At 47.1% G+C, this 21,110-nt stretch carries 2 protein-coding genes; both read right to left on the reverse strand.

Features of this window, described 5'->3' with window-relative positions:
• Positions 1–100: 100 nt before the first annotated feature.
• Positions 101–1,990 (reverse strand): ShlB/FhaC/HecB family hemolysin secretion/activation protein, encoded by a 1,890-nt coding sequence (locus H5336_RS01925; RefSeq protein ID WP_185230896.1) that lies wholly within the window; start codon positions 1,988–1,990, stop codon positions 101–103.
• 213 nt (positions 1,991–2,203) lie between these two features.
• A complete protein-coding gene (locus H5336_RS01930) occupies positions 2,204–21,049 on the reverse strand; it encodes a filamentous hemagglutinin N-terminal domain-containing protein (RefSeq protein ID WP_185230898.1) in 18,846 nt (6,281 codons plus the stop codon).
• Positions 21,050–21,110 lie beyond the last annotated feature (61 nt).

Genomic DNA, 21,110 nt, shown 5'->3' on the forward strand with positions numbered 1-21,110 from the left:
AGAGCCGGCCAGTACACAGAGGCTTCCGCTACGCCACCAAAGGCATGAGCGTACAATCATAGTTGGAGCAGTGATTAGCTAACAACCGGTGTACAAAAAATTAGAAACTATACTGAAAATCCAAATAAAGCTTGCTTCCACTTTTCTTTTCTTCTTCCTCGAATATCGACGAAACATCATCGACAAGCACCCGTGAAAACGCCAGATTACCACGCATTTTTTTGAAGCTGATTTTCACCCCAATGCCCACGTTGGCATAACTCGCTTCTGTCGCGTCGGAGGCATTATTTTCCAAGGGGTATTTATACCCATAGGAGGTATCGGCCAAGAGGTACGGCTGAAAAATATTGCGTAGCTTCTCGCCATAAAATTCAGCTTTATCTCCACCAAACCCATTAAACTGCCAATCTACCCCTGCGTATAGACCATAGTCGGCATAAAACTGGTTAACATCAAAGCCCCTTGCCCTAAGTGGACCACCTAGACCGAATTGTACCGAAGGCGAAACCGATGAGCCTGAATACTGCCCGGAAGATCGCATAATTAAACGGCTTTCTGCTTTGGTAAAAGGTAAAGGCGCAAATGTGAGTAATGCGTAGTCGTATGACAATATATAAGATTGCGTTTCCAGAGTATCTTGCGCGGCCTGAATTATCTCCGATGATTTGGCAGAAACAGTTCCCTGATGTAGCCTGCGCTTGCGCTCATTAATAGTATCAAAAGTATAACTTACTGTTGTATTCTGAATGGAATCTTTGAACACTGTACCCTGATCTTCAAATCCAATTGACGATTCAATCTGAGAAAAATTCAAATCAACTGAGTGGTTCGAAACTCGGCTTCGTTTTAATTTCCATGATGCTCCACCATCGACTACAACCGAATCGCCCTTATAATTAATTTCCTGGGAATTATCATCGCCACCTATGGTTTGATCCAAGGTGAAGTCGTTTGTGGATGCTCCCGCATACAAACTAAGTCGTGGGTGTAAAATATTGGTTTGGTACCGTATTAACCCGTAAGTGGAGTTCATCGGTTCAAAGGAAGCCAAAAAGCCCAGCTGAAGCTGATCGGCCAAACCAAACGGGCTGTAAAGAAAAACATCGGAATACAGACGGTACTCGCCACTGCCGGGTGCACCATGGTTATCTATACGCACGTTTGCGTCGTACCATGCTTCATCCACCACATTCACATTTAACTTGGTATCACCTACCTGTGAGCCCGGCTCAAAATAACCACGCGAACTTACACCGGGCATATCGTTAACTAAATACAACCGTTCTTCAATATCTTTCGTGGTTACCGGCTCCCCCATAGAGGAATCAAAAACACGCTGAATCATTCTGTCGGAATGACGATTATTTCCGTTCACCGCAACCTCACCCAACTCCCCCAAAAGCAGCGTTAAAGTCACTACACCGTCTCGCACATGCTGCTCAGGAATATAGGCTTTGGCTAGTATAAAACCACGCTCTCGGTAAAAACGCGTAATAACATCGGCAACCGACTCAATCATGCCTAAGGTTACGCCACGCTTTCTTCTCTGATCGCGAATTAAAAACACCAATCGCTGCACTTCTACGGGCGACACATGTTCGCCTTCGGTTTCATCTTCAATTTCAGCGAGTAAATCGCTTACTTCACCAACTTCATCTAGGGTATAACCAGAATCCAGTAACGCGCCCTCCTTCATTAATTCAAATCGAATCTCTTCAATACGCTTTATCAGAGCCTCACGGGTAATTCCCAGATCCGGGTATTCAACAATACCCTGCACCCGAAATTCCTGAACATTTAATCGTGGCCCACCTTGAGGGTCTGGATCTCGTTCGCGTACATTAGGCACATCCAAGTCGAGGCGCATGGTTTCCTCTTCGTATTCAGGTACTTCTTTGGTGTTAGGCATTTCCAGAAAACCGGCGTTGGCCTGAAGAAGATAAAAAGTACACGTAAAGGCCAAAAATACACGAAAATTAATCAATTTCATTTTTTATGTTTCAATACCGCAATTAAAAAACCAAGGTGGCTTCTATATATTAATGTAATGGTAAGGCGACTGTTTTAACAATTCCTTCTAGGTTACTCCCAGCCCACCACAACTTATTTCGACGGCAGCTGTTGGCGTTAATAGCTCAACGGCTGGATACCCGCTTTCGCGGGCGGGTATTACCCTGCGTCAATAAAGTCTTCTGCAGGCAACCTACTCTGCCTGCGCCAGCTCTTCTAACTCATCTTCATATAGCTGGTCTTCAGGCAGTCGAATAGAAACGTCGTCGAAGAAATAGTTGTTTACCGGGGTGAAAATCGCCGGATCAATTTCTTCCAACTCTTCAACCGCAACGAGCTGCTCGCCACCGTTACCGTAACTATCAAACATACCTGGCTGACGGTTTGAGTCGTCCTGAACTTCTAACGGTCGCTGACCGTAAAAACCGAGACCATAACTGGTTCCAAAACCGATTTGCAGCGCATCGCGCACATAAAATATCAGCGCTCTACTACGATTGCCGTATTCCTGAGCAAACAAACGCGCCCTTGTTGCCACAATGTCGGGCTCATTTAGAATATAAGGGCCAAGGGCCTCAATAACACCGCTTTGGGCCGACAGGGTAAGCGTGCCAATATCGTAATTGGCATTACTAATACCACCGGCCAAATTGGCATCGTCGCCGCCCACGAAAGGAGCCGTTCTTTCATTGTTTATAACAATATCGCCACTGTTTGACTGGAAAGTAATATCGCCGTTATTGCCTAAGTGATCAATCCTAACCGTCGATTCGTTCATAAACCGAACCTCTTCCTGCTGGTTCGAGAGCGACACACTATTAACATCGGCACGGAATGTATTACCGAACATGTTTTCGGTGCCCGCAAAAACACCCTCAATACCGTTCTGCGACACAATCGTAAGGTTCGCACCTGTAACGCTTGTATCCTGGGTAATATCGCGCACCGAACCGCCACTGGTAAGTAAAATAGTACCGGTTTCGGCGGCGATAGTAGCCGTAGAGATTTGGCTACCCGCTTCCATCGTTACATTGTTCTCGCCATGGACTTGCACTGACGACAGCTCACCCATCGCTATTGCACCAGCAGACACCAACTGCACGGCACCGCCTAACGAATCGACAGCTGAGCCAAGTGCAATATCACTGGCTGCAGAGGCAAGTGATATGTCGCCCGCGGCCAATAATTCGCCGCTAACATCAACGCCACCATTACCGGTCAGTTGAAGGCTTGAATTTGAGGAATGAATATTGCCGCCTGCATTCAAGCTTGAGCCCGCACGGATAATAACGCTTTCACTGGCGGAAACCGTTTGTGTTTCTACGTTTCCAGAAGCTCCAATATTTACACTGCCAGTGGTGGATACCATTTCGGTGTCCGCAAGCATCACATAGGCTTCGCTATTCGAAACTATGTTACCGCTGGACCTCAGATCACCCACCTGATCAATACCGGTTACAGCATCCAAGGTAATACTTTGGCCGTCTATATTGGCAACCGTCAGTGAACCCGCCGCATTGTAGTTAACCTGTGCACCGCTCGTTTGGGCATTGCTCTGCATCGCAATTGAACCACCACTAGAGACAATAGCCACATTGCCAACAGCATCAATTCCACCGTTCTGTTGCACATCTGCAATACTATTAATGTGCAAATCATTCCCACTGGTAATTGCAGCATTCTGCAGAACACTGTTACCCACAAGCGATACGTCACCGCCCGAAGAGTTTAGTGTTGCAGAAAGTAAAAGGTCGCCAACGCCGGAATCCAAACTAACGTCTCTGGCGTCAATTGCACTGAGAACCTCCATTCCATTCGCCACAATGACCGCAGAGCCAGAAGTAGAAACTGTACCGGCAATCGTAGCCGAATGGCTTCCTGCATCCATGTTCGCGCTACTCGCCACTATAGTGCCGTTTACTTGCAAACCCTCGGATACCGTTGCAAGTTCACCCGAAACATTTGCAGTAGCAACAGTCAGCACATCTTGATCCGCAACAGAAATATTATTGGCAGCCACAATATTCATTGAACCCAACTGATTATTGGCGTTTGCCAACAGCACGTTGCCACTAGAATCAATCGTAAATTCACGCTGAACAGTAATAGCCGCTTCAGACTCAATGCCACCACCCGATATAAGCGTTGCAGATTCTGCCGTAAGACCAGCCAACACCATTCTTCCGGCGCTGTTAATGGTCGCATTCTCATCCGCCACAACAGCAATAGTGCCACCGAATGAATTCGCATTATCCAAAACAACACTGCCAGTATTCGACGTTAAATTCAGCTCACTGTTGGTACCCTGCATTACCAAAGCGGCACTATCGGTAATATTGCCTTCAGCGACAATATCAACAACACCTGTACTGGAAAGCGCCGCCAGCGTGAGCTGATTAATATCCTGAATGTATATGGCATTATCCGCAGACTGAATTAACAACTCGTTGACATCAACACGCAACCTAACCTCAGCAGAGCCAACATTACCGGTTGAATCTAACACCAGTGAGTTAACATCAACCATGGCATTGTCACCGGCCACTACCACAGCATTTTCGATCATTAACTGCTGCTCAAGCGTTAGCGTATTTTCGATAGTAACGGTATCGGTGGAAGAAGCCGCAATCTGTAATGAATCTTTGTTGGCATAAGTAAGCTCGGTCAAAGCCCCGATAGTTACGCTATTGGACGTGAGTAAAATGCTGTCCTCACCAGCCGTATCGTTAACCACCAAACGAGAAGCTTGAACGTTGTCTGTTACATTTTCTGTAGTACCAAACTGCAACTGATATTGAGTATTCTCTGCTTCATTACTATATTCAAGTTCGCTGATTCCCGCCTCAGCCGTTTCGGGTGTGTACTCCGCAACCAGCGCCCCGCCACCGCCTTCCACAATCAATGTATCGCTATCGGCTCCGCCGTTAAAACGCAGGCTACCGTCTGAAGTTTCCGCAAGCACTAGGGAAAGGGTATCGTTATCGCCACCGGCATTAATTGCACCGGTAACAGAGCCTAAACCCGTAACACTGAAGTTATCTACAGCGTCACCACCATTCAATATATTAAAACCTTCGAATTGCACATTACCGTTAAGCGTACCGCTATTTTCAGCATTAATAACCCAGGCATTGACGGCATCCAGTTCTGCACTTAATTCACTATTGGCATTGTTACCAACATAGCGTTCAATGTTTTCCATACCGTTATCACCGCCTACCTGGATAGCAACGGCACTAAGAGCGCTCATATTAACAGTATCACCAAATTCCGCGTCCACCGGCTGTAAGCCTCCATCAATACCGCCGGTTATAGCGCCTTCGCTATTACCCTGAACAAGGAAAGTAAACACATCGACACCGCTACCGCCCACCAGTGAACCGAAATCTTTGAACGCCAGCGTGCTATTCAACGTACCAGCATCGGTATCGTCAATTTGCCAATTAGTATTTTCATTTGCACCACGCAATGTACTTGCTGCAGTAAGGCTGCCATCAACTGATTCAAAACCCGCAATGCTAAAGTCTGCGTCCGCAATAACGGTGGGCGCTACAGAATCTGTTAAGCCTACCGTGAGCCTATTGCCGGCAGTGGTAACCCCAGATAAATCGAGAGAATCCACGCCATCACCCTCGCCACCCAGCAGAACACCGGTAACCCGTTGAGCTCCGTCAAAACGGAAATCATCGTTGCCCGTGTTACCGCGTAAAGTACCGAAGCCCGTGAAAGTAACCGTTGTATCGGCAGAGACGGCCCCTGTTCGAGAAATCGAACCTTGGTCTGTACCCGTAAAGGCCCAGGTATTATTTGTTACGTCTGCAATTAACTGATTACCACTACCGTCTAAGGCAATAGATTCAACATTTGCGACTCTCAACGTAGGAAGAATATTCCCCGGTATACTCGTACCAAGAATAACAATTTGATTATCGTTCAGTGCGTTGGCATCGATAGAATCCAAAGCCCCACCATTGCCATCTATAATGCCGCTCAGCGAGGTGGCTGTGGCAAAGGTGAATGCATCCTGACCGCTGCCACCAACAAGATTAGCGAAATTATTGAAAGCCACCGTTTCTACTACTCCCGCATTTGGAGCATCTATAGTCCAAAGGTTGGCAGTCTCTGCGAACCCATAAAGAGTATTGGCAAAACTGGCACTACCGGTAACCGTACTAATACCACTCATCTGCACGATGCCGTCCGTTGGATTAATTTCCAACAGATCTGCACGAGTTGCATTCGTCAATTCAGCACTTAGGCTATCGGTAAGGGTAGAGGCGTTCAGCGTGTTAGTGCCACCACCGCCAATGACACCACCGGTTAATCGCCCTGCGCCACTGATAATAAATTGATCGTTATTGTCGTGGCCTACAAAGGTATTGAAATTCGTAAAGTTAAAGGTCTCACCACCGCGTGTAAATTCACCGTCATTAATACCGTCGGCAGCAACATCAACACCGTCAAAATCACTGATAGTCCAAGTGCTAATTTCACTATCATTACCACTATCAACACCAATCAAAATACGCTGATGATTAGCACCAACGGTACCATCACGGTAACCCGTAACGCCCTCAATGTCTTCAACACCGCCACTGGCAGCACCAATTTGTACGGTAACGGATTCGTCTACCAACGAGAAATCGATAGTATCGATCGCATCACCACCACCGCCGTGAATTTGGCCATCGATGTAATCAGTATTATTTCCCTGCAACGCGAACTGATCAACACCGGTGCCCCCTTGAACATTCTGGAACCCTGTAAAATAGGTTTTAGCGCCGGTAGCTTCATTAATTAAAACACCCTGGTTACTGCCATTTATAACCCAACTATTAACACCGTTACCACTCTGAATGGTGTCATATAAACCCTCACCCAATTGTGCCCTAACACTAAGCCGTTCAACATTGGCAAAACTATAATCGCCTTCGCCCGAACGAATATTTTCCTGAATAAAGGTATAAGCATCAATCAGTGCGGTCGCTATTATTTCGTCACCAAAAGTGTCGTTGTTTAAATTCGGGGCATTCGGATCAGCAATTTGCGCCGTATGACCACCACCGTCGATAACGCCATCTAGTGTAGAGCCAATATTAAGCGTATAGGTATCGTTCCCTGTACCACCCGTCAGATTTTCAAAGTTTGTAAAACTGATAATATCTGTTGTGGTATTGCGATAACTACCACTGTTATCACCGGCAACAGCCCAATAAGCTATTTCGTCTGCGCCTATAAAGGTATCGCCATTATCATGAGCGCCACCCTCGGCTGCAAAACTCAAATTAGCCGCCGTCACCTGTAAGGTGTCATCACCCTCACCAAGGTCAACACCACCCGTAATCGCAACGCTGGTAACGACAGTATCTATACCGCCATTGGTCGCAATACTCGTAGTCGCATTGCCAATAGCAAAATCATCGTTACCGTCACCGGCTACGAATGACTCAACGCCACTAAACGTAATGGTTCCCGGTGCGTCGCTACCGTCCACAATGGTTTGTGCATCGGCCGTGTTCGTCCAAGTGCCGCCGTCGGTGTGGGTAGCCATAATGGTATCCGAACCTACACCACCAACAACGACAGTGGTTAGCCCACTTTCAGCGAAAGTGAAGGTGTTTTCTCCATCACTACCCGTTATTGCACCGCTTATGTTTGCCGAAATAGCAAAAGTATCTGTAGCGGTACTGCCTTGAATATTTTCTACGCCTTCGAAGGAAACCGTTTCACCATTGGTGACAGAACCTTCATTCAAGGCAGAAACAATCCATTCATTTACGCTGCCGTTCGCCACGGCATAAATAAGTGAATCGCCACTGCCACCCTCACCGTCAATGGCAAGGCTAAAGCCAGGCTGTTCTACGGTAAACTGATCAATGCCCTCACCGCCTAATATGCCATTACTCACCTGTGCAGCAACGGCAAAGGTGTCGTTGCCCGCCAAGCCCCGAACCGTACCCGAAAGAGCACCGTTAATATCAAACTCATCAACACCAGAACCACCGGTTAGGTTTTCCATATTGGAAAAAGACACGGCGCCGGTGTTATTAAGAGAGCCCGTGCCAGCGCTGCTCACTACCCAGACATTGGTGTTACTGGAATTTGCAGCCTGAAGCGTGTCCATATCTCCCACGCTATTGCCGCCATCAAAAGATGCAGAAATAGTATCCGAGGCCAACGTAAAGGTATCACTACCGTCACCCCCCAATACACTAGTCGTCACATCGGCACCAAGGGTAATCTGGTCGTCGTTACCACCGCCTGCAATTTGAAGCATGGCGACGGTAGTAGAGATAGTATCTACACCATCTCCACCCGCTATAGCGTCTATACCTGTAAGTGCGACGCTGCCATTATCGGTTTGCACCGAGCTATCCGTGGCGGCAATTGTCCAGGCTGAATCCGAAGCATGTGTGTTAATAACGGTATCGTTGGCGACATCGGCACTCACACCGTCTTGCCCATGCAAAGTAAAACTTAAATTACCCCTGGCTAAGGTAAACTGGTCTGCACCATCGCGGCCACTAAAAGTGCCGGTAAACGCGGCATCATTAAACGAAACGGTGTCTGCACGATTAGAGCCTTCAAGTGTTTCGAATTCAGAAAAAGTTATGGTATTAACCGTACCGTCGTTGTCGGTAACTTGCCAACCACCTTCGGCCAGAGTCCAGTTCGAGCTTGTGTCGTAGTCTATTCGCAGTAAATCTTCATCCCCAGCAGATTCACCCGCAATTAAGTTAATGTTCGCCGCTGAGGTAGCCACAATAAATTGATCACTGCCGCCACCGCCAACTACATCCCCTATCACCGCCGCGTTAATATTAAAAACATCAACGGCAGCCCCACCGACAATACCGTTAACAAGTGCAGTATTTACCGTGTATTGATTTGCACCGTTACCACCATTTATAGCTATGGTGATATCCGCAATAGACACATCCGAAGCTTGAACCAAGAATTGATCAGGCCCGCTCCCGCCATTAAGCGTTTCGATTGCACTAAAATTCGTAACAATAGTATTGAATGTTACGTCACCCGTACCATCCGAGGTAATATTCCAGGGAACAACACCTGAAATGTCAGGCGAATTAATAATATCGATGCCTGCGCCGGTTCCAGCACTAATTGCGCCATCTAGATACCCGGTAACGGTAAAATTAAAAGTATCGTTTACAGCATTCCGGCCAATAACCTGACCAATATTCGTATACGTCGTTTCGTTGCCATCGAAGGTAACGGTAACCGTCTGGTTGCCCTCGTTGTCGGTACTAAATAGCCAATTTGTAGCATCGATTGCCCCAATCAAACCGTTACTTGCCGCGTTATCGCCAGATATAATTTCAAAAAAGCTATCCGGTAAAATACTGAAGGAGTTCCCACCAATAGGCTGTTCCGTATAGGCCTCACCATCAATATGTGTCCAGTTTATGCCCGTCAGTTCCGACTGATCGAGAACATTAATACCCGCACCACCCTGTATTAGCCCGGAAACGGCAACGCTCCCCACAAAGAAAAACGTATCATTTGTATCGCCACCCGTTAGATTTTCAATGTCCGAAAAATTTGCTACTAAATAATTCGCCGGGTCTTCATTGCCTAACTCAATATTTCCACTATTGGTGCCCGCAAGATTCCAAGCCATTTCAGGATCAGCAACTGCCACAATAATTTCATCATATTCAGCGATAGAGGCGGAAGCGCCACCAACAATTGAATTAATATAGGCACCCACAGTGAAAGTATCGGTGGCGACGCTACCATTTAATGTTTCTATGCCCGAAAAGCTACTCAACCAACCGGTAACATTGCCTTCCCCGGCAGCCGTAACAGTCCAATTACTGGCAGTAGATCGATTCGACACAACCGAATCTACCCCGGTATCAGCACCCCCTATAACTTGAAAACCATCACCAGACCAGCTTCCAGCATCATTAAATATGAATTGATCATTACCTGCGTTACCCTGCAAAACAGAAATACCAGTAAAACTACCCGCAACACCTTGAACCGTACCGGTATTAACCCCTGTAATATTCCAAGTTGAACCTAACCCAGTGCGTGAAAGCGTATCTCCACCACCCAGACCATTGATACTTCCGCTCAAGGTGCCATCTGCAATAACAAAAGAATCCTGCCCCGCGCTACCTTGAATATTCTGAAAATCAACAAATTGAATTTCTTCAGCATCGATTACAACGGTGCCATCGTTTACACCGTCGGCAATAGCATTAGCACCATCGAAATCTGTCAATGTCCAGGCGGCAGAAGAAGACGAAGTTAAAATCAACTCGCCATCATCACGAACACGCTCTGCTCCGCCTAAATCAGCCGAAGCAACATCAATTACCGTATCAGCAAGGATATTGGAAAAATCAACCGTATCGATAGAAGTGCCGCTACCGGCTTCGATATCGATATTGACGGTATCGCCTACGGCATTAACAATAAAAGTATCGGCTACATCATTTCTACCCAATAAATTTTCAATAAAAGAAAAGGTTACCGTACCTGTAGTACCCACAGTGGTGGAGGTTATCGTTGAGGTATCTGTATTGGCAAATACAGTCCATTCACTCTCACCGGCAAAACCCCAAATTCTGTCACCGGTCGCTTCCCCGGTACTACCACCTAAAATATTGGCTGTAACATTCAAGTCGTTTAGCCAGAAAGTATCGTCTCCAGTACCGCCAGTAATATCATTTGAAACACTAGCGGCTATCTGGAAAATATCATTGCCCGCCCCACCCATTAACCCACCAACCACAGACTGATTAACGATAAAAGTGTCGTTACCGTTACGACCATCAATTGTTCCATTAAATACGGCATCGATTGTAAAGCTATCGGCACCATTGGTGCTGTCTCGGCCGAAGATGTTTTCTATGGAGGAGAACTCAACGGTACCGGCACCACCATTAACGGTGTGCGTAGCGCCAAGCAGCCAGCTACTACCACTACCACTGATCTCAAAAATGGAATCGGTATCAGCACCACCAATAAGGGTTATACCGGCAGAAGAGGCGCTTTCAATGTTAAAGCTATCTTCGCCAACACCTCCCGTTAGAGTGCTTACCGAAGCAGCACTCACATTAAAGGTGTCCACCCCGCTACCACCGGTTACAGCTTCAACTCCCGAAAACTGAAGCAATGGGCCACCGGCTGTCAACTGTAGGGCTTCGACTGCACCGCCATCTATAGTCCAAGTGGAATTGTCTGAGTAGCGAGAAACCAAGTAATCGTTCGCCGTATCTTCTGCCGTGGAACCACCCCGTAACGTTAGTCCTAAGCCCCCCGCATCTATATTAAATGTATCTTCGCCGCCAAAACCTTCTGCGGTATCGACAGATGCGGCAGAAATATCAAAACGATCAACACCAACACCACCACGTACAATTTCGATGTTACTGAAATCAATAACTGCTCCACCGTGAGTTAGCGAAGGAGCAGTATCTATAGTCCAAATCGCACCACCCGAATGGGTTGTTTGCACAACATTTTGCGTTCCGCCACCACCATTAATAACAAGTGCAATGTTCGACGTTAGCAGGGTAAAAATATCGTTATCGCCCTCGCCATTCGCCACATTCAGGCCAGCCGCCGAGATATTAAACTGATCTTCGCCATCACTGCCTTCAGCAATTTCTATACCGGAAAAAACGACAGAACCACCACCATTAGCGGCTACATTTTGAGAAACACTCGCGTCTACAGTCCACGTAGCATCGCTGCCGTATTGTAGATCCAATACATCGCCGCCAAGCGCCGCGTGCGCACCACCGGCAACCGTAATTGCGACACTCGCATTTTGAATGTTAAATTGGTCGTCACCCGCCAAACCGTTTATTTGAGATACCACAGAGCTAGACACATTAAACGTATCGACCGCCGCACCGCCGTTTATTATCTCTATTCCACTAAAAGAAGATGTATCGCCACCGGCGGAAAGACCAAAACTGTTACTCGAACCAGCAATTGTCCACGTTGTCGCATCGGTATATAAACTGCCAATCGAAAGCGTATCGTCGAAAATGTCAGCTGCTGCGCCGAAGTATTCTCCGTAGTAATTAATATCCAAACTGGATTGATTTACATTAAATGTATCGCTACCACCCGCCCCCTCAACATTCAATACCGTGGCCTGAGTTACATTAAAAGTATCCTCACCTTCGCCACCACGTACTGTCTCAATATTGGCAAACCCTAAAGTAGCCAAGCCATTTTCTACGGAAGGTGAACCATCGATAGTCCAAGTAACATCTGTGCTATGGTTTAATACCAACACATCTGTACCGGCTGTAACATCCACTCCGTTATCGCCGAATATAGCGGGGGCAATATTTAAAGCGACAGAAAAAATATCGCTGCCTGCATCACCATAAAGTGTTGCAACCGAAGCGGCATCTACATTGAACTGGTCGACACCTTCGGAACCGTGGGCCACCTCAATACCCGAGAACGTAATGGTTCCGGTGGCGGCTACCGTTTCGTCCGTGCCGCCATTTAATGTCCAGGTGGCGCTATTCGAATAGGCCAAATCGAGCGTATCACCAGCCGCACCACTTGCCCCGCCAGAAATAGCTAAATTTAGGTTAGCGTTATCAACCGTAAACGTATCGTTACCGGCATTACCGGAAACATCGGTAAAACTGTGGGAAATATCAAAACTATCATTTCCGTCACCGCCCACTAGTACTTGCATGCCACTAAAGGTATTTACATCCACTGTACCAGCACCGGCAGAAGTGGACGCCCAAGCCACATCTGACCCACTGTTGCTGACGAGGGTTATTTGATTATCACCTGTACCACCGTTATAGGTGGCGGCACCAATCAAACCGCTTTGACTAACCTCAAACTCATCATTCGCAGAACCGCCGGTAAGTGTTGTAATATTTTGGAGACTTTGCACGCGGCGCGTTTCTGTTTGCGCACCGGTATTTTCTTCGATATAAGCCGCCGCACTGGTAACAATAAACCGACTATCTAAATTAGGGCCGGTAATGCTGTTACTACCGCCCTGACCATCGATTAATGTACTGACACTCCCAACGTCAAGGCCTGTATCGACCAATACAAACGCATCATTTCCCTCACTGCCCAAAAGCGTTTGAATATTGCCAAAGGTCATTCCCTCAACGCTACCACTGTCTGCGTTAGTTATTTGCCAGTTAACATTGGCACTGTCGGTTAAATCTAATTGGTTAACACCACCGCTACCGCCGTCAATAGCACCCGAGAATGTACTAACTAGGGCAAAAGTATCATTGCCAGTATTGCCGTTAAGCGCTTCTATGCCGGTGAAAGATTGAATTATTCGCGTACCATCCGCAAAAGATATTTGTACATAACGTTCTGAATCGCTAACAACAAAGTGCGCGCCGGAAGTGAAGCTCGTAATAGAATCTGTACCGCCAGCCCCACCCGATAACGTACTGGTAATACTCGCCGTAGTAGTGCTTAGATTAAATGCATCATCGGTATTAGCACCACCAGAGACATTATTGAAATTTTCAAACTGAATAGATTCTGAAAGCCCGGTGAACAATACATTCCCGTCGTTCTCTTGGGTAATATTCCACGTAGCGGAACCCTCTACACTACTGGCTATACCAATCGTACTGTTCGTATTATTCCCGCGATACGACTCAATATCAGAAAAACCGGTAACGCCTGCGCCAGCGCTTAATTGAATAGAAATTGGGCCCACTGCATTTTGGTAACTGAGCGTGTCTACACCAACATCACTACCACCCGAGGCTCCGGCAATACTACCGGCATCTTCAACAATAAAAATATCGTTACTGTTATTTCCCACCAATGCAGTAATATCAATAAAACCTGCAACCAAATCGCCAATATCAGCATCGGCATTAGCCTGGCTACTACTAACAAAACCGTCATTCTCGCCGTCAATCACCCACCACGTATTCGCATTGCTACCCTTTAATGTGTCAGCACCGTCAACCGTAAAACCACCACCTGTAATGGAGCCCCCAATAGAGCCTCCCGCCAGCGTAAAGGTGTCGTTATTCGTACCACCCTCCAATTGTGAAAAATTTGTAAACGCAATACCAACATTTAATGCACCGGAATTGGTGCCGGTGATACTCCATTCATTTTCAACATTATCGGCACCAAGGGTATTGGTGTTAGCGGCATTCGCCTCAAGCGAAGAAAAACCACTAACCTCCAATACGGTATCGCTGGCGGAACCAGCAGCTAAATCGATAATTAGCTCTGAACTATAGGCCGTTGCATTTAGCGTATCGGTACCAGAGCCTTCAAGCACTTCCAAGCTTGAAAAATTGGTAACGTAGGTAACGGGTGCGGCAGCGCCATCGGTGAGGCTATTGGTTGCAGCAAGAATAAATTCGGAATTACTGCCGGGAGATACGAGGGTGTCGAGGTCGTCACCACCATTAATGGATGAAACGTTGGCAGTAGACGCAATTACAAACCTATCGTTACCCGTTCCACCGTCCAGGTTACCGGTAGTAGTTCCAGCAATGCTAAAAACATCGGCGTCATCACCACCCATAATATTCGCAGTGAGTGTTACATCAGTATTTACGGTAAAGGTATCAGCTCCACCTAAACCCGCAATTTCACTCTCCCTGCCAACAATACTGCTATCAACATTTGCCCCAACGTTAAAAGCATCTACTTCGCCATCCCCCCAAAGCGTATTAAAACCCGCAAAGGTAAAAGAGGACACCGAATCACCTTCAGTATCAAGCCCCTCGACAGTGCCATCATTAACATCACTTACACTCCAACGTGTACTTGCAGTTGAAGCGGCATCGTTAACAATCAATAATGAACGGTACGTACCGGTACCATCGGCATCATTACCAATTGCCCCTTCAAAACCCACCGCCGACATTTCAAAGTCGTCAACTATATCGTCAGTTGCAGTCAGCGTGCCCACCGAAACAGCAATGTCGCCATCGTAGCCAGATAAATTCAGTAAATCGGTGCCTACACCACCTACCAGGCTTTCGATACTCGTATAAACCACATAAGGTACGGCTGGGCTGGTTTCCAAGGCAACGTTACCTGCGCCCACGCCCGTTACCGCCCAGGCATTATCGATACCACTCACGTCAAAGGCAGCCAATACGTCGTTTCCGTCGCCACCGTCAATGGCATTAACATCTCCATACTCGCTCGCGCTGGTGTATATAAATTCAAAACGGTCTACACCGCTACCACCGTGTAATTCCTCCATACTGGAAAACGAGGTTGCTTCCGCAACTGCTGTGGTGGTGTAGCGATAGCTACCGGTATTTTCGTTGGTAATACGCCAGGTACTGTTGGTATCCAGTCCTGCGCCGCCATCAGCTGCGCCATTCAAAACATCGTTCAGCGCCGCACTACCGGTTAACGTTTCTATCCCCGAAAAGCCAATAACGTAAACAGGTGTATCCGATTCGGTTGGGGCTACCTGAGAGAAATAATGGTAATTGCCCGACGTTTCGGTACCTAAATACCAAGCATTACTGCCGCCCGACGATTGCTGTGATACCAGTGAATTTTCGCCGCCACGACCCTCTACAGAAGTAACCAATGGAGCCGTGGTTGTATTAATATTGAAAATATCGCCGCCATCGCCGCCAACCAAGGTTTCAATGGTTGTGAGAGTTGATGTACGCGCTACACTGCCGGCGTCGTCCCAACTGGCCAGTTCACTGCCACCGTCTATTATCCAGGTAACATCTGCCGTAAAATCAATTTGCACACTGTCGGTATCGTCACCGCCAGTTATCGCGTAATTGAGCGTATCCGTTTTAAGAAAGAAGTCGTCATTCCCCGCACCACCAACCAGTGTTCCGGTTGCATTGGCAGAAAGGTTAAAATCATCGTCGCCGCCTCGGCCATCGATACTAAATGTAATGGCCGTATTTACATTAAATGTATCTGCACCGCCACCGGCGTTCACAGCATCTACCCCTGAAAATGATACGGTTCTATCGATCGTTGAATTCCACGTTGCATCAGGTGTTCCATCAAATAACCAAGTGGTATCTACGCTGTGATCGATATTCAGTGTATCGGTATCAGTACCGCCTGTAATGATGAGTGAATTAATATCTTCGGAAAGCGTAAAGATATTGGCGCCATTGCCTGCCGTAATGGCATTAACAGCCGTGGTGCTGGATACCGTATAAACATCGGCCGCCGAACCTCCAACCAAACTTTCTACACCTGCAAAGCTTACGCTGTAATCGGCGCTAACAGCCCCGGCGTCAGCATCGTGATCCCAAGCTCCCGTGTTAGAGCCGTCAATAATCCAATTATTCGCAACATTATGGGTAAGCGTTAATGTGTCTTGCGCGCTATCAGAACCCGTATCGTTAATCGACAAACCATCAACATTTAAACCAACATCAAACGCATCTGCGCCGGCAGCGCCATCTATTACATTTACATTGCCTCCCGTAACCGTGAAGGTATCGCCAGCACCACCACCAATAACAGTAGTAATATCGCTAAACGCAATATTCCAACTAATAGCGTCGGGGTCCACACCTGTTACCCATGCAACTGTATCGGTGCCATCCAAGCCCCAAACTTGTGCGGTATCAATATCAATTTCGAGAGAGTTACTCCCTTCTGCGCCATCAAAAGAGAGGTTACCAAAATCCGAATCTGCAAAATTCTGAACAACGAAATCGTCATCACCTTCGCCACCAATAAAAGCTTCTATATCGGTAAACACCACAGTACCATCGCGATTATCGGTGTCGACACCCCACCATACGTCGGAAGTACCTGCTTCGTTTATTGTCCAGGTATTGTCTTCTCCGTTGTCAATTTCCAGCTCATCAACATTACCACCGCCATCAACGTCCGTAACACTGAAGCTACCTGTTAAACTAAAGTCATCCGTATTACTCCCGCCTTCAAGTAATTGAATACTGGTAAATGTAATATCACTGTTGTAGGAATTACCACCATCACTAATCACCCAAGTACTGGCTACGCTGTCACCCCTAAACGTATTCTCCCCACCACCGCCATCAAAACTAGCGGAAAATGCAACGCCAACTGTTTCGTTTGCTACAAATACGTCATTACCTACACCACCGGTTAGAGTAGAAAAATCGTTAAACTGTACAACTTGAGTGCTTGTATCAACGGCATCACCGCTGTAGGTTACACCGAAATTTACTTGGCCGTCGTTTGTCCCATCGAGCGCTGTACCGCCGTCGCCGTCGTCCCCCAAAACAACCCAGTAATTTCCCTCGGTATCACTGGGTTCACTCGCATATTCAAGCGTAACTTCCGAACTGCTACCGGAAAATGCAGTCACAACTTCAATAGCACTAATATCAACTCGGTCACTAGCTGTTGCGTCTGGCGCAATAGCAACTGAGGCATCTACGTCATAATTAATTGTTAGTGTATCATCGCCTGCACCACCATCAATTAAGCCACTGATGGTGGCAATATTATTAACTGTGAAATTATCTGCCCCATCACCACCAGCAATCGCTTCAATGCCGCTAAAGGACACATCGGTATCACCATCTGCTGCAGAATCTATTGTAGAAGTACTATCAACAACCCAATTATTGGTTTGAGCAACAGTAATAACATCAACTGCATTCTCAACCACACTAAAGGTATGCAGCAGGGTATTGGCTACGAGCGTATCGTTACCATTACCACCAGCAATTGTTAAATCAAAACCATCGGCACCCACAATAAAATAATCATCAGCTGTTCCACCGGTTCCAGTTTCCAAGCTTTCAAACCGGTTAACATAAATCGTATCACCGCTATTGAGTTTGCGATCACTATTGTTATCGGTAAATAGCTGGCCGTAGCGAGTATCTATTACGGAGTCACCCGCTTCATTTAGAACACCATCGTGACCAAATACCCAAGTATTATTTGTATCGAGTGCTTGAAGCGTATCGGTTCCTTCGCCACCTTGTATTGTTCCACTTATTGAGCCGGTAGCACTGAGTACAAAATTATCGACGTTATCGCCGCCGGTAAGGTTTTCTATATTTGTGAAGGATACATTTGAATTAAGGGTGCCCATGTTTGAATCAGTAATGGCCCATGCGTTGACAGCATTGCCCGAGAGCGTTGGGCCAAACAGCGTTTGACTCCCTGTTGCATCTGCGTATGTAACGAACGCGTAATCTGTTTCTTCGAAATTAGCATCGATATACTCACCAATAACAACCGCATGGTTTAAAGCTTCATCATAAGTAATCTGTGCACTGCCCGAGTCACCACCTAACCAAACTTGATACCAGCCTTCTGCTCCTGCAGAGCCGCCTTGCACACCCTCAGCAAGAGTGCCACTAGCCACATTAAAGTTATTCCCAATAACTGCATTATTGGAAACTATAAAAATTTCCCCGCCGCTGCCACTAACAGGCCCACTGGCGTGCCCCGCCCTGTAATTCCCGGTATCACCACCATCGGCATCAATGAGGCCCGTTATCGAAACGGTATTACCAACCAGTACAACGCTGCCAGCGTTACCGCCACTGGCACCTTCGTCTTGGTCAGCACTACCTCCGGAAATACCATCAGCACCAGCGCCTCCGATACCACCCGCAACCGAAAGATCGCCAGTAACACTAACGTCAGCGGCCACTAAAGTAATGGCACCGCCTTTACCGCCAACACCTCGATCTAACGCAGTGCCATCATCGTCAGTCGCAACTGTACCAGTTGGATTTCCGCCGGCATTTCTGGTGTGTATTGCCTCGTCCCCCACACCAAAACCACCTTCCGCAATTAAGTCAACGCCCGCGGCTATTGACAGCAACCCGCTCGCCGCAGAGAGTGTTATTGAACCTGCATGGCCGCCTCTACCCGGGTCTTCAGAATCATCTCCAGAGGCGTTTCCTCCAGACACATCAATACTGCCAACCTGAATACAAGAGCTTACTAACGAGCTGCAAGCAGAGGTTAAGCTTACAGCACCACCATTACCTCCCCACCGGCCTTCCTGACTACTACTTGTACGATAAAAAGCATCTCCACCAACGACAGAAATATCATTGGTAACGCCAATACTACCCAGAGCATTTAATGCGATACTGCCCCCAGCAAAACCATCACTGCTATCCGACCCGTTACTGTATTCAGACGCACTCCATCCGTTGGCGGTTAAAGCCGTTGCGGAAATATTGCCGTTGTGGGCAGTAAGCGTAATATTTCCACCGTTTTCTCGGCCAACTGCACTGGTATTTAATGTACCCAGCGTAATGCCAGAGGCATAAATGGTTACGTCTATTCCAGGGGCGGTTATGGCAAAACCGGAATCCATGGAAAAGATGCCTGAGGTTATGCCGTCCCCTGGTTCAGGAGTAGGTAAGGGGGGGTCCGGCGCAGGAATCAAAGACCCCACTATACTATCCCAGTCTCCTTGTTGTACGTGGTAGTGACCCGCATCGGCGATGAAGGTAATGTCCGTGATACTTGTATCAGTTAAATCTAATCCCTCGTCAGAAACGATTGAAATATTATTAAGTGCTTCTAGTACCACTGAGCCACTTACTGCGGCACTAAAGGTAATAGGATCAATTTCTAGAGTACCGTTGGCGGGCGAATAAAATGGAGCATCTTCGTTATCAATGGCGTCATCTAAAAAGAAAGTCGAAATTTCGATATTCAACGGGTCAAACAAAACAGTGCCGCTCTCGCCATTACTCGCAGAAACATCCACACGCCCGTCAAAGGTGAGCGAATTCGCCGATATCTCGACAAAACCGCCATCACCACTAGCAGTTCCACCAGTAGAAAAAGCGGTACCAAAAAAACGATTAACGCTGTTTGCCCAATTAATAAGCGTACCGCCATTACCACTTATCAGCGCACTCGAATTCAGGGAAACTCCCTGGCCCACATAAAGTCGATCGGCATTGGGCAGAAAGGCATTCCTTCCCTTGTAATCACCACCGATATAAATATCACCACCACCGCTTAGCCCCGAAGCATTTACGCTAGCACTGCCTAAAAGGCCAACTCGATTACCTAACAGTTTTACTGTGCCACCAATACCGGCTTTACTATTGGCTACAGTAACTACGGCTTGTTCAACTAACAACAGGGTATCTTGCGCATGTAGCTCAATATCACCACCGGCGGCCTCCACCAAACCGGAATGGGTAATATTGCCACCAGTTATCACTATCTGGCCATCGGCATTAGCTTGTGAGCTATTGCTGGTTGTGAGGGTACCGGTATTTACTACATCGGCACCACCGCCCAAAGTGAACGAGCCATCGTCGTGAACCACAACACTTTTAGCTTCACCATTTAAATTTACCGCTTGCGAAAAAATATCCTGGCTTACGCTAGCCGTTAATAATATTTGCCCACCGTTTGCGATAATTTCACCGTTATTCACAACGGCGGCATCCACCCCAATATCGCCCTGCAACACCTCTTTGGTTACACGAACCCCCATAAGGCCGTCGTTATCAAAAGTCACAACCGCTTCTTTACCGGCGGCTAAATTTACCCGGCCAAGGTTAGCAACAATAAGGCCATTATTTTCTACCTGCTTGCCTACAAAGCTTACGGAACCGCCGGTAGCGGCGTTAATAATACCGGAGTTAATTACCCTGCCCTCACCACCATCCAAAGCGGTTAAAGCAAAGTCGCCATTCATAAAGGCATCGGCCTCTATATTTAAACCGGACGCCAATAGCCCCCCCACATTAACGGTAGAGTTTTCACCAAACACCACGCCGTGTGGGTTCATTAAAATAACATGGCCATTGGCATTTATTTGACCTTGAATTTTTGAGCCACTATTGGAAAGAATGCGATTTAAAGAAATCGAGGAAGAGCTGGGTTGAATATAATTAACGCGCTCACTGGCAGACACATCGTAATTTTGCCAGTCTATCGCCATACGATTGCTTAGCTGCTCGATGATAGTGGTATTGCCAGTACTGGTAATACTACCAGTACCGCCTTTTACCACCCCCCCTTCGGGGCCAGCAAAAGCAGTGCCAGAAGCCAGCTGAATTACCAGCGCCATCGCCGAGAGTTTGCAGGGCATTCCATACCCCATTATCTTTTTAGTTGCTTTTCCATTTTTTTTGCTCTGCGTCGGTAACTCT

It is taken from the genome of Teredinibacter franksiae (assembly GCF_014218805.1).
GTDB classification, from domain to species: domain Bacteria; phylum Pseudomonadota; class Gammaproteobacteria; order Pseudomonadales; family Cellvibrionaceae; genus Teredinibacter; species Teredinibacter franksiae.

Bases quoted from the DNA above. Each gene is read 5' to 3' on its own strand.
- H5336_RS01925 (WP_185230896.1), bottom strand. From the start codon at position 1,990: ATGAAATTGATTAATTTTCGTGTATTTTTGGCCTTTACGTGTACTTTT.
- H5336_RS01930 (WP_185230898.1), bottom strand. From the start codon at position 21,049: ATGCCCTGCAAACTCTCGGCGATGGCGCTGGTAATTCAGCTGGCTTCT.